The 12,780-nt window shown below is 68.1% G+C and carries 10 protein-coding genes and 1 tRNA gene; all 11 read right to left on the minus strand.

Annotated features, from left to right (window positions below):
* Position 1 precedes the first annotated feature (1 nt).
* The 11 genes from rimP to nuoF all read right to left on the minus strand — a co-directional run bounded on the left by rimP (position 2) and on the right by nuoF (position 12,769).
* Complete coding sequence (rimP, locus tag PSESU_RS09195) at positions 2–580, minus strand: ribosome maturation factor RimP (RefSeq protein ID WP_013535501.1); 579 nt, start codon at positions 578–580, stop codon at positions 2–4.
* Between the two features lie 221 nt (positions 581–801).
* Positions 802–878: transfer RNA gene (locus PSESU_RS09200), tRNA-Met, on the minus strand.
* 352 nt (positions 879–1,230) lie between these two features.
* Complete coding sequence (gene nuoN, locus PSESU_RS09205; RefSeq protein WP_013535502.1) at positions 1,231–2,679, minus strand: NADH-quinone oxidoreductase subunit NuoN; 1,449 nt, start codon at positions 2,677–2,679, stop codon at positions 1,231–1,233.
* 13 nt (positions 2,680–2,692) lie between these two features.
* Positions 2,693–4,198 (minus strand): NADH-quinone oxidoreductase subunit M, encoded by a 1,506-nt coding sequence (locus tag PSESU_RS09210; RefSeq protein WP_013535503.1) that lies wholly within the window; start codon positions 4,196–4,198, stop codon positions 2,693–2,695.
* A gap of 24 nt (positions 4,199–4,222) precedes the next feature.
* Positions 4,223–6,400 carry an NADH-quinone oxidoreductase subunit L gene (gene nuoL, locus PSESU_RS09215; RefSeq protein ID WP_013535504.1) on the minus strand — a complete coding sequence of 726 codons (2,178 nt, stop codon included), beginning with the start codon at positions 6,398–6,400 and terminating at the stop codon, positions 4,223–4,225.
* Between the two features lie 220 nt (positions 6,401–6,620).
* Entirely contained in the window at positions 6,621–6,926 is a 306-nt protein-coding gene (nuoK, locus tag PSESU_RS09220) for an NADH-quinone oxidoreductase subunit NuoK (RefSeq protein ID WP_013535505.1), read from the minus strand.
* Entirely contained in the window at positions 6,923–7,570 is a 648-nt protein-coding gene (locus PSESU_RS09225; RefSeq protein ID WP_013535506.1) for an NADH-quinone oxidoreductase subunit J, read from the minus strand. Before PSESU_RS09225 ends, nuoK begins: the two co-directional genes overlap by 4 nt.
* Before the next feature lie 7 nt (positions 7,571–7,577).
* The gene (nuoI, locus tag PSESU_RS09230) at positions 7,578–8,066 is read right to left on the minus strand and encodes an NADH-quinone oxidoreductase subunit NuoI (RefSeq protein WP_013535507.1); all 489 of its coding nucleotides are present in this window, start codon (positions 8,064–8,066) and stop codon (positions 7,578–7,580) included.
* Between the two features lie 4 nt (positions 8,067–8,070).
* Positions 8,071–9,162: an NADH-quinone oxidoreductase subunit NuoH gene (gene nuoH, locus PSESU_RS09235; protein WP_013535508.1), complete on the minus strand. Its 1,092-nt coding sequence runs from the start codon at positions 9,160–9,162 to the stop codon at positions 8,071–8,073.
* Positions 9,159–11,402: an NADH-quinone oxidoreductase subunit NuoG gene (gene nuoG, locus PSESU_RS09240; protein ID WP_013535509.1), complete on the minus strand. Its 2,244-nt coding sequence runs from the start codon at positions 11,400–11,402 to the stop codon at positions 9,159–9,161. Before nuoG ends, nuoH begins: the two co-directional genes overlap by 4 nt.
* Positions 11,399–12,769: an NADH-quinone oxidoreductase subunit NuoF gene (gene nuoF, locus PSESU_RS09245; protein WP_013535510.1), complete on the minus strand. Its 1,371-nt coding sequence runs from the start codon at positions 12,767–12,769 to the stop codon at positions 11,399–11,401. Before nuoF ends, nuoG begins: the two co-directional genes overlap by 4 nt.
* Between the last annotated feature and the right edge of the window lie 11 nt (positions 12,770–12,780).

Genomic DNA, 12,780 nt, shown 5'->3' on the forward strand with positions numbered 1-12,780 from the left:
TTTACTCCGCGTGCGGCTTGCCGGCCGCCGGCTTGTTGGATTGCTTGCCCGGATTTCCGCCCTTGCCGGGCTTCTTCCCTGGCGCCAGGCCCAGCGCTTCCCAGTCCGGGACCAGGCGCGCCTTGTCGATGTTGTCCAGTGCCACCACGAACTCGGCGTTGTCCAGGCCGAAGGCCACCTGGCCATCGGCCACGCGCAGGATCGTGCCCTGCAGGCGACGGCGGCCGTCCTGCGGCAGCTTCAGCCCGACCTTGGCCTGCTGGCCGAGGAAGCGGATGAAGTGCTCCGCGGCGAACAGCGGCCGGTCCATGCCCGGCGAGGACACCTCGAGGGTGTAGTTGCCGGAGATCGGGTCGGCCACGTCCAGCTGCGCGGAAACTTCGCGGCTGACCGCCTCGCAGTCCTCGATGGTCACGGTGCGCGCGGGCTCCTCGCCCTCGCCCGCCGCCGGCACGTCGATGTACAGGCGGAGCGTAGCGCCGCCCGGCGCCGGCAGGTATTCGACGCCCAGCAGCTCCAGCCCAAGCGACTCTACGGTCGGGGCGAGCAGCTGGACGATTTCGCTGGTCTTTTCGCTCATCTTCGGCGGCAACTCCAACGCGGTGGAACGGGACGCGGCCTCTCTCGACCGCATAAACGACAAGAGGCCCTTGCGGGCCTCTTGTGTCAGAGAGCCCTGTCGGGCTTCTCATCCGATGGTGCTGGAATCGGCGCAACGGCGGGAACATGCGCCGTTGCAAGCCCAGTCTTGAGGATCCCGCTGCCCTGGAGACCAGGAACACCGCAACAACCTCGAAAACATGGTAGCGGGGGCAGGATTTGAACCTGCGACCTTCGGGTTATGAGCCCGACGAGCTGCCAGACTGCTCCACCCCGCATCAGAAGCGGAATTATGCCGGCTTTGCCCCGATGATGCAAGCCTGCCGGCCCTTCCAGAGCCTGCCCCGTCCCGGCTGCCTGCTCCCCGGATGAGCCTTTCGGCCGTTCCGGAACCGCGCGGATCATACATGAAGCAGCGACCGCGATGCACGCCGTCCAGCGGCGATCCGTGCATCGCGTAGCGTCTTCCGTTCATGCCGGCCGCACCCGCTTCGCATCCGGGCAGGCGCGCAGCTCCAGCCTGCGATCCGCGCTGGAGCTACCCTCGAGGACAACCGGGATCCGGCGCCCCTGGAAACGACGAAGCCCCCGGCAGGACCGGGGGCTTCGCAAGCAACGCTTGCGGCGTCCTTACATGAAGGAGCGCTGGCACCACACCATGATCGGGTTCCAGGCCAGGCCCAGGGCCAGCAGGCCGAGGGCGTTGACGCCCAGCACCACGCCCAGCACGCGGTCGTTGTGCGCGACCAGCGGCGCGCCGGCCGGCTCGTCGAAGTACATGACCTTGATCACGCGCAGGTAGTAGAACGCGCCGACCACCGAGGCGATCACGCCCAGCAGGGCCAGCCACAGCATGCCGCCCTGCACCGCCGCGCCGAGCACCGCGACCTTGGTCCAGAAGCCCAGCAGCGGCGGGACGCCGGCCAGCGAGGCCATGACCAGCAGCATCAGCAGCGCCATCCACGGGCTGCGCTGGTTCAGGCCCTTGAAGTCCTCGATGTTCTCGGCCTCGAAGCCCTTGCGCGACAGCGCGATGATCACGCCGAACGCGGCGGCCGACATGATCGCGTAGCCGATGGTGTAGAACAGCGCCGCGGTGTAGCCGCGCTCGTCGCCACCGGCCAGGCCCATCAGCAGGAAGCCGATGTGGGAGACGGTCGAGTACGCCAGCATGCGCTTGATGTTGGTCTGGGCGATGGCCATCAGGTTGCCCAGTACCAGCGACAGCGCCGACAGGCCGGCCAGCAGCCACTTCCACTCCGGCGCCAGCGGACCCACGCCCATCTCCAGCAGGCGCCAGGCCATGCCGAAGGCGGCCAGCTTGGGCGCGGTGCTGACGAACAGCGCGACCGGGGCGGTGGCGCCCTGGTAGACGTCCGGCAGCCACATGTGGAACGGGGCCGCACCCAGCTTGAAGGCCACGCCGGCGACCATGAAGGCGGTACCGGTCAGCAGCAGCAGGCGCTCGTCGCTGCCATCGATCGAGGCACGGATCGCGTCCAGCTGCAGGGTGCCCGTGGCGCCGTAGACCAGCGACATGCCGTACAGCAGCAGGCCAGAGGCCAGCGAGCCGAGGACGATGTACTTCATCGCCGCCTCGGTGGCGCGCGGGTTGTCGCGGTCGGCGGCGACCAGGGCGTACGAGCTCAGCGCCAGCAGCTCCAGGCCCAGGTACACCATCACCAGGCTGCCGGCCGAAACCAGCATCATCATGCCGGCGGTCGCGAACAGCACCAGCACCGGCAGCTCGCCCTGGTACAGGTTGCGCTCGCGCAGGTAGCTCCAGCCGTAGACCAGGGTCAGGCCGCTCATCGCGACGATGGCGATCTTCATGACGTCGGCGGCGGTGTCGCGCACGAACATGCCGGACAGCACTTCGCCCTGCCCGCCCACGCCGGTGGCCAGCATCGCCAGCACCACGGCCAGGACCAGCACCGACAGGAAGTGCGTCCACACCTTGTGGCGCGCATTGATGAACAGGTCGACGATCAACAGGGCGAAGGCTCCGCCGATCAGCACCAGCTCCGGGAGCAGCGGCTGCAGCTCTGCGGCGGACGGCATCGCGAGGGACGTGGTCATCTTCGGGGAATCCTTACAGCTTGCTGGTGGCGATCTGGGTCGCCAGGTGCGCGATCGACGGTTCCATCAGGTCGGTCAGCGGCTTGGGCCACAGGCCGAACAGCAGGGTGCCGGCGGCGAACACGCCCAGCACCAGCACTTCGCGTGCGTTGATGTCCTTCAGTTCGGCGACGTGGGCGTTGGCCACCTCGCCGAAGAACACGCGGCGGTACAGCCACAGGGTGTACGCGGCGGCGGTGATCAGGGTGGTTGCTGCCAGCACCGCGATCACCGGGTGCTTCTGGAAGCTGGCCAGGATGATCATGAACTCGCCGACGAAACCGCTGGTGCCCGGCAGGCCCGCGTTGGCCATGAAGAACAGCATCGAGAAGGTGGCGAACCACGGCATCACGTTGGCCACGCCGCCGTAGTCGGCGATGCGGCGGGTGTGCATGCGGTCGTACAGCACGCCGATGCAGGAGAACATCGCGCCGGACACGAAACCGTGCGAGATCATCTGCACCATGGCGCCCTGCAGGCCCAGGCGCGCGGCGTCGACCGAGCCGTAGTCGCGCACCAGGGTGAAAGCGATGAAGCTGCCCAGGGTGACGAAGCCCATGTGCGCCACGGACGAGTACGCCACCAGCTTCTTCATGTCGTCCTGGACCAGGGCGACCAGGCCGACGTAGATCACCGCGATCAGGGACAGGGCGATGATCAGCCAGGCCCACTCGTGGCCCGCATCCGGGGTGATCGGCAGGTTGAAGCGCAGGAAGCCGTAGCCACCGATCTTCAGCGCGATCGCGGCCAGGATCACCGAACCGGCGGTCGGCGCTTCCACGTGCGCGTCAGGCAGCCAGGTGTGCACCGGGAACATCGGCACCTTCACCGCGAAGGCGATCGCGAAGGCGAAGAAGATCCAGGTCTGCTCCTTGGCGCTCAACGGCAGCGCGTAAAGGTCGGCGAGCTGGAAGCTGCCACCCTTCAGGTACAGGTAGATCAGCGCCACCAGCATCAGCACCGAGCCGAGGAAGGTGTACAGGAAGAACTTCATCGCCGCGTAGATGCGACGCGGGCCGCCCCAGATGCCGATGATCAGGAACATCGGGATCAGCATGGCCTCGAAGAACACGTAGAACAGGATCGCGTCGGTGGCGGCGAAGATGCCGACCGTCACGCCCTCGAGGATCAGGAACGCGGCCACGTACTGGTTGACCCGCTTCTGGATCGACTCCCACGCGCCGATCAGCGCCAGCGGGGTGACGATGGTCGTCAGCAGGATCAGGGCCACCGCGATGCCGTCGGCACCGAGGTTGTAATGGATGTCGTAGGCCGGGATCCAGGCATGGGCCTCGACGAACTGCAGCCCGGGGGCGGCATAGTCGAACCCGGTCACCAGGCCCACGCTCAGGACCAGGGTCAGCAGGGCCACGCCCAGCGCGGACCAGCGTGCAGCCGCGGGCCGGTCGCCCAGCGCCAGCACCAGCGCACCGCCGATGATCGGCAGCCAGATCAGGACACTCAACAGGTGGTTCGCCACGTCGTGTTCTTCCGTGCAGTCAGTTCATTGCCAGAAACGCATGAGCACGGCCAGCAGTGCGATAAGGCCGATGATCATGGCGAAGGCGTAGTGGTAGAGGTAACCGGACTGGGTGCGGCGCAGGAGCGCGGCGGCCAGGCCGATGACGCGGGCGCTGCCGTTGACGAACACGCCGTCCACGATATTGGTGTCGATCCAGCGCGAGATCCGGCCCAGCGCCAGGCCACCGCCGGCGAAGCCCTTGATCCACAGGTGGTCGAAGCCGTACTTCTCCTCCAGCACGCGCACCAGCGGGTTCAGCGAGCGGCGCAGGCGGCCCGGGACCTCCGGCTTCCACAGGTACAGCGCGGCGGCGAGCAGGAAGCCGGCCAGGGTCAGCCAGAACGCCGGCATCATCATGCCGTGCAACGCGTACTTGACCGGGCCGTGCCAGTACTCGGCACCGACCGCGGCGACGGTGTCGCGCGCCGGGTCCATGAAGTCGATCACGCCGGTGAAGAAGCTCACGGCCTGGCCCGGGACCAGCGCCTCGGCGTGGTTGCCACGCCAGTCGGTGCCGAACAGCATCGGGCCGATGGTGAAGAAACCGATCAGGATCGACGGGATCGCCAGCAGCACCAGCGGCAGGGTCACCACCCACGGCGACTCGTGCGGCTCGTGCGGCTCGTGGGCGCCATGGTGGCCATGGCCGTGGTCGTCATGGCCGTGCGCGTCGTGCGCATGCCCGTCGTGGCCATGGTCGCCGTGCACCTGGGCCTCGGCGTCGGCGTGCGCGGCCGAACCGTGTGCATGCTCGTCATGGTGCGCGACGTTGTCGCGGAAGCGCTCCTGGCCATGGAAGGTCAGGAACAGCAGGCGGAAGCTGTAGAAGCTGGTGACGATCACGCCGCCGATCACCGCCCAGTAGCCATAGGTGGCCACCCAGCTGCTGCTCTCGTGGGCGTGGTGCGCGGCGGCCTCGATGATCGTGTCCTTCGAGTAGAAACCCGAGAAGAACGGGGTGCCGACCAGGGCCAGGGTGCCGATCACGCTGGTCCAGTAGGTGACCGGCATGTACTTGCGCAGGCCGCCCATCTTGCGCATGTCCTGCTCGTGGTGCATGCCGATGATCACCGAGCCGGCCGCCAGGAACAGCAGCGCCTTGAAGAAGGCGTGGGTCATCAGGTGGAACACGGCCGCCGAGTAGGCGGACACGCCCAGGGCCACGGTCATGTAACCGAGCTGGGACAGGGTCGAGTACGCGACCACGCGCTTGATGTCGTTCTGCACGATGCCGATCAGGCCGGTGAAGAACGCGGTGGTGGCGCCGACGAACAGGACGAAGTCCAGGGTCGCCTGGGTCAGCTCGAACAGCGGCGACATGCGCGCCACCATGAAGATGCCGGCGGTGACCATGGTCGCGGCGTGGATCAGGGCCGAGATCGGGGTCGGGCCTTCCATCGAGTCCGGCAGCCACACGTGCAGCGGGACCTGGGCGGACTTGCCCATGGCGCCGATGAACAGGCACACGCAGATGATGGTCGCGACCTGCCAGGCGTGGCCCTCGAAGATCTGCACCTCGGCACCGGCGATCAGCGGCGCGCGGGCGAACACGGTGGCGTAGTCCAGGGTGCCGAACCACAGCAGCACGCCGGCGATGCCCAGCAGGAAGCCGAAGTCGCCCACGCGGTTGACGATGAAGGCCTTCATGTTGGCGAACACCGCGCTCGGCCGCTTGAACCAGAAGCCGATCAGCAGGTACGACACCAGGCCCACCGCTTCCCAGCCGAAGAACAGCTGCAGGAAGTTGTTGCTCATGACCAGCATGAGCATCGAGAAGGTGAACAGCGAGATGTAGCTGAAGAAGCGCTGGTAGCCCGGGTCCTCGGCCATGTAGCCGATGGTGTAGACGTGGACCAGCAGCGAGACGAAGGTGACGACCACCATCATCATCGCCGTCAGGCGGTCGATCATGAAGCCGACGTGGGCCGAGTAACCGGCGACGTCGAAGAAGGTGTAGACGTTCTCGTTGAACGGCGCGGCACCGCCGGCCACCAGCTGGTACAGGACCCAGCACGAGAGCGCGCAGCTGGCCGCCACGCCCAGGATGGTCGCCGACTGCGCGCCCCTGCGGCCGACCTGGCGCCCGAACAGACCCGCGATGATGCTGCCCAGCAACGGGGCCAGGACGATCAGCAGCAGGTGGGTTTTGGAGATGATCATGGTTGCCGTCTAAGTTCCAGTACGTGCCGTTCGTGCCGTGATGCCGGCGGTTCCAACCACCGGCCGCGCATGCCGCCACTTCCAATTCCGCCCGGCTGGGCCGGGTCGGGCGCCGCCGTGGCGACGCCCTGCGTATGTTGCCGCCGCGATGCGGCGTCCCTCTCCCCTGCCCGGTGGCGGGCCCTTCGGCCGCGCCACCCTGCCGGGGTGCCCCCGGGCATCAGCCCTTGAGCGTATCCACCTCGCCGACGTTGATGGTGCCGCGGGTACGGAACAGCGCCACCAGGATCGCCAGGCCGATCGCCGCCTCCGCGGCCGCGACCGTCAGGATGAAGAACACGAACAGCTGGCCAGCCGCGTCGCCGAGCTCGCGCGAGAAGGCGATGAAGTTGATGTTGACCGACAGCAGCATCAGCTCGATCGACATCAGCAGCACGATGACGTTCTTGCGGTTGAGGAAGATGCCCGCGAGGCTGATGCAGAACAGCACCGCGCCCAGCGCCAGCATGTGTCCAAGGGTGATCATGCCTGGCCCTCCCCTTCGGCATTCGGTGCAAGCGACGCTGCCTTCTCGGCCGGCATGGAGACCATGCGCAGGCGGTCGGCCGCCTTGACCCGCGACTGCTCGGCCGGGTTCTGGGTCTTGATGCCGGTGCGCTTGCGCAGGGTGATCATCACCGCCGCGATCACCGCCACGGTCAGGATCACCGCCGCGAACTCGAACGGCAGCAGGTACTGGGTGAACAGGGTCTCGGCCAGCCAGCGGGTGTTGGAGGCGTCGGCCGCCAGCGCCGCGGCGTTGTCGGCCGGGAACGGGGTCGCGGTGCGCGCCTTGACGCCGATCAGCGCCAGGACCTGGACCAGCATCACCACCGCGACCACCACGCCGACCGGCAGGAACCTGACCCAGCCCTCGCGCAGCGCGGCCACGTCGATGTCCAGCATCATCACCACGAACAGGAACAGCACCATCACCGCGCCGACGTACACCAGGATCAGGGCGACGCCGAGGAACTCGGCGCCGACCAGCAGCCAGGTGCAGGCCACGGAGAAGAAGGTCAGGATCAGGCACAGCACGGCGTTGACCGGGTTGCGCACGCTGATCACTGCGCCGGCCGAGGCGACGGCCACGGCGGCGAAGGCATAGAAGGCGATCTTGATCCAGTCCATCGTGGCCTCAGCGGTAGGCGGCGTCGGCGGCGCGACGCTCTGCGATTTCCGCCTCGAGGCGGTCACCGAGGGCGAGCAGCTGCGGCTTGGTGACGATGTTCTCGCCGCGCCTCTCGAAGTGGTACTCCATCACGTGCGTCTCCACGATCGAATCCACCGGGCAGCTTTCCTCGCAGAAGCCGCAGTAGATGCACTTGAACAGGTCGATGTCGTAGCGCGTGGTGCGGCGGGTGCCGTCCTCGCGCCGGGCGGAGTCGATGGTGATGGCCAGCGCCGGGCACACCGCCTCGCACAGCTTGCAGGCGATGCAGCGCTCCTCGCCGTTCGGATAGCGGCGCAGCGCGTGCAGGCCGCGGAAGCGCGGCGACTGCGGGAACTTCTCCATCGGGTACATCATCGTGTACTTGGGACGGAAGAGGTACCGGAAGGTCAGGGCCAGGCCCTTGACCAGCTCCCACAGCAGCAGGCTCTTGAAATAGTGGACGACTTTGTTCATCGGATCAGGCGCCCTTCTCGAACACGCCAAAGAACACCAGCAGGGCCGTTACCGCGATCCAGAAGATGGTCAGCGGGATGAAGACCTTCCAGCCCAGGCGCATGATCTGGTCATAGCGGTAGCGCGGGAAGCTGGCACGGAACCAGATGTAGGCGCTGGCGAAGAAGAACACCTTGGCCAGCAGCCACGGCCAGCCGCCCTTCCAGATCCAGTCGATCCACGGCGAGACGTCCGCCGTGACCCAGCCCTGGATCGGGCTCAGCCAGCCGCCGAGGAAGAAGATCGAGATCAGGAAGCTGACCAGGATCATGTTGGCGTACTCGGCCAGGAAGAACAGCGCGAACGCCGAACCGGAGTACTCCACCATGTGGCCGGCCACGATCTCCGACTCGCCTTCCACCACGTCGAACGGCGCGCGGTTGGTCTCGGCCACGCCGGACACCCAGTACACGACGAACAGCGGCAGCAGCGGCAGCCAGAACCACTCGAAGAAGCCGGCGTTGCCGGCCTGCGCCATGACGATGTCGGTCAGGTTCAGGCTGCCGGCGGCGATCAGCACGCCGACCAGGGCGAAGCCCATCGCGATCTCGTAGCTGACCACCTGGGCGGCCGAACGCATCGCGCCGAGGAAGGCGTACTTCGAGTTCGAGGCCCAGCCGGCGATGATCACGCCGTACACGCCCAGCGAGGTCATCGCCAGCAGGTACAGCAGGCCGGCGTTGGCGTTGGACAGCACCAGCTGGTAGTCGAACGGCACCACCGCCCAGGCCGCGAAGGCCGGCGCCAGCACGATCAGCGGCGCCAGGATGTACATCACCTTGTGCGCGCTGGAGGGCTGGATCACCTCCTTGAACAGCAGCTTGAAGACGTCCGCGAACGCCTGGAAGATGCCCATGCCCACGTACATGGGCCCGTGGCGCGCGTGCATCCAGCCGATGAGCTTGCGCTCCCAGACCACGTAGAACGCCACGGCGATGATCACCGGCATGGCGATGGTCAGGACCTTCAGCACGATCCACAGCGCCGGGCCGAGTTCGCCCAGGCCGTAGAACCACTCGCGCAGCGGTCCGACCGCGTTGATCAGCAGTTCGTTCATGCCTTCACCACCTCGACCCGGCCAGCGCCCAGCGGCGCGGTGGCGCCGTGGCCACCCTCGATCCATGCCGCACCCGCGGCGACCCGCGCATCCAGCTCGACCGGCAGGGTCGCCGTGCCGTGCGCGCCCTTGACCTTGACCACCGCGCCGGACTCGATGCCGGCCGCGTCGGCCGGGTTGAGCACGATGCGCGCGGCGACGTTGAGCGGATGCGCCTGCAGCGCGGCCGCGCGGCGGACCACCGCGTCGGTGCGGTAGATCGCCGGGACCAGGGCCAGCTCCAGGCCGCCCTCGCCCGCCGCACCGGCGGCGCCGGCACGGACCTGCACCGCGCGACCGCCTTCCAGCATGGCGCGGGCACCGGCCAGCTCGGTGAACTCGAAGCCCGGCAGGCCCAGCTCGCCACCCAGCGCACGCAGCACGCGCCAGCCCTCGCGGGCCTGGCCCGGCAGGCGGCCGGCGGCATGCGCCGACTGCTCGATGCCGTTGAGGTTGGTCAGCGTGGCCTCGATCTCGGGCAGCGCGCCGACCGGCAGGATCACGTCGGCCACCGCGCGGGTGGACTCGCAGGCGAAGTGGCTGAAGGCCACGACCTTCGCACCATTGAGCGCCTTGAGCGCCGCGGCGGTGCCGGCGAAGTCCAGCCCCGGCTCGATGCCGTACAGCACGTAGGCGCGGCGCGGATCGGCCAGCATCGCGGCGACGTCGCGGCCGGCCGGCAGCACGCCGGCACGGGCCAGGCCCACGGCGTTGGCGCCCTGCGGGATGCGGCACAGCGAGGCGCCGGTGGCGGTCGCGAAGTCGCGTGCGGCGGCGCGGATCGCGGCGGCCTGCGGATGGTTCTCGGCGATCGCGCCGACGATCACGACCGGACGGGTCGCGCCCTGCAACGCACCGCGCAGCCCGGCACCGCCCAGCACCTCGGCGAAGCGCGACGGCGCGACGATGTGCTTGCCGGCGGCAGCGAAGGTGAAGTCGAAATCGACCGGGTTGACTACGTGGATGCGCGCGCCGTGCTTGGTCTGCGCCTTGCGCAGGCGGGCATGCAGCAGCGGCAGCTCGTGGCGGATGTTGCTGCCGACCACGACGATGGCGTCGGCCTGCTCGATCTCCGCGACCGGCAGCGCGAACGGCTCGGCGACCGCGGCGTCGGAGAAGTCGCGGTTGGCGATGCGGTGGTCGATGTTGGTGGTGCCCAGGGCGGCGGCCAGCGCGGCCAGCAGGCCGCCCTCCTCGTTCGAGGTGGCCGGGTGCACCAGCACGCCCAGGTCATCGCCCTTGTTGTCGCGTAGGATCGCGGCGGCGGCGGACAGGGCCTCGGCCCAGCTCGCCTCCTTCCACTCGCCGCCCGCCTTGACCAGCGGCACGGTGGCGCGGTCGGCGGCGTCCAGGCCCTGGTGCGAGTAGCGGTCGCGGTCGGACAGCCAGCACTCGTTGACCAGCTCGTTCTCGCGCGGCACGGCACGCAGCACTTCGCCGCGGCGCGCGTGCAGGAACAGGTTCGAGCCCAGGGCGTCGTGGTAGCCCAGCGACTCCTTGGCGATCAGCTCCCACGGACGGGCGCGGAACTGGAACACCTTGTTGGTCAGCGCGCCGACCGGGCACACGTCGATGACGTTGCCGGACAGCTCGGTGGCCAGCGGCTTGCCGTCGTAGGTGCCGATCTGCAGGTTCTCGCCGCGGTACATGCCGCCCAGCTCGTACGTGCCGGCGATCTCGCCGGTGAAACGCACGCAGCGGGTGCACTGGATGCAGCGGGTCATCTCGGTGGCGACCAGCGGACCGATGTCCTCGTCCGGCACAACGCGCTTGCGCTCGACGAAGCGGCTGACCGAACGGCCGTAGCCCAGCGACAGGTCCTGCAGCTCGCACTCGCCGCCCTGGTCGCAGACCGGGCAGTCCAGCGGATGGTTGATCAGCAGGAACTCGAGCACGTTGCGCTGCGACTTGAGGGCCTTCTCGTTGCGGGTGAAGACCTTCATGCCGTCCATCACCGGCGTGGCGCAGGCCGGCGACGGCTTCGGCGCGGCGCGGCCGCCGACCTCGGTGTCGACCAGGCACATGCGGCAGTTCGCGGCGATGGCCAGCTTGTCGTGGTAGCAGAAACGCGGGATCGGGATGCCGGCCTTGTCGGCAGCCTGGATGATCATCGATCCCTTGGGCGCGGCCAGCTCGACGCCGTCGATGAAGACGGTGACGTGGTCGGGCGGAAGGTTCGGGTTGACGGGCTGCGCACTCACGCGGCCACCTCCACGTTGGAGCGGACCACCGTCCCGTCGCGCTCGTCGTCGACGAGGAAGCGCTTGTTGACGATGGCGTATTCGAATTCGTGCCAGAAGTGGCGCAGGAAGCCCTGCACCGGCCACGCGGCGGCTTCGCCGAACGCGCAGATGGTGTGGCCCTCGATCTGCCCCGCCGCGGTGCGCAGCATGTGCAGGTCGTCCAGCGTCGCCTCCAGGTTGGCGATGCGGGTCAGCATGCGGTACATCCAGCCGGTGCCCTCGCGGCACGGCGTGCACTGGCCGCAGCTTTCCTTGTAGTAGAACCGCGCGATGCGCTGGCAGGCGCGCACCATGCAGGTGGTGTGGTCCATGACGATGACCGCGCCCGAACCCAGGCCCGAACCGGCCTTCTGGATCGAGTCGTAGTCCATGGTCAGGCCCATCATCACCTCGCCCGGCAGCACCGGCATCGAGGAACCACCCGGGATCACCGCCTTGATGCGGTTGCCGTTGCGGATGCCGCCGCACAGGTCCAGCAGCTCGGAGAACGGGGTGCCGAGGCGGATCTCGTGGTTGCCCGGGCGCGCGACGTGGCCGGAGACCGAGAAGATCTTGCAGCCGCCGTTGTTGGGCTTGCCCAGGTTCATGAACCACTCGGCGCCGTTGCGCACGATCGCCGGCACCGAGGCGTAGGTCTCGGTGTTGTTGATCGTGGTCGGCTTGCCGTACAGGCCGAAGTTGGCCGGGAACGGCGGCTTGAAGCGCGGCTGGCCCTTCTTGCCTTCCAGCGACTCCATCAGCGCGGTCTCTTCGCCGCAGATGTAGGCGCCGGCGCCGAGGGCGTTGTAGATGTCGATGTCCACGCCGGAGCCGAGGATGTCCTTGCCCAGCCAGCCGTGCTTGTAGGCATCGGCCAGGGCTTCCTCGAGGTGCTCGAAGGGCTCGTGGTGGAACTCGCCGCGCAGGTAGTTGTAGCCCACGGTCGAACCGGTGGCGTAGCAGGCGATGGCCATGCCCTCGATCACCGCGTGCGGGTTGTAGCGCAGGATGTCGCGGTCCTTGGCGGTGCCCGGCTCGGACTCGTCCGAGTTGCAGAGGATGTACTTCTGCATGTCGCCCTTGGGCATGAAGCTCCACTTCAGGCCGGTCGGGAAGCCCGCGCCGCCGCGGCCGCGCAGGCCGGACTGCTTGACCATCTCGACGACGTCGGCCGGCGGGATCTTCTCGGTCAGGATCCTGCGCAGCGCCTGGTAGCCGCCGGTCTTGAGGTAGTTCTCGTACGACCACGGCTTGTCGAAGTGCAGCGTCGTGTAGACCGCCTGGTGCTCCTTCGGCGCCGGACCGACCGGGCCGTAGCCCTCGGAAATCTTCGGGTGGTGTGCCATGTGCGCCGGCC

It is taken from the genome of Pseudoxanthomonas suwonensis 11-1 (assembly GCF_000185965.1).
Classification (GTDB): Bacteria; Pseudomonadota; Gammaproteobacteria; order Xanthomonadales; family Xanthomonadaceae; genus Pseudoxanthomonas; species Pseudoxanthomonas suwonensis_A.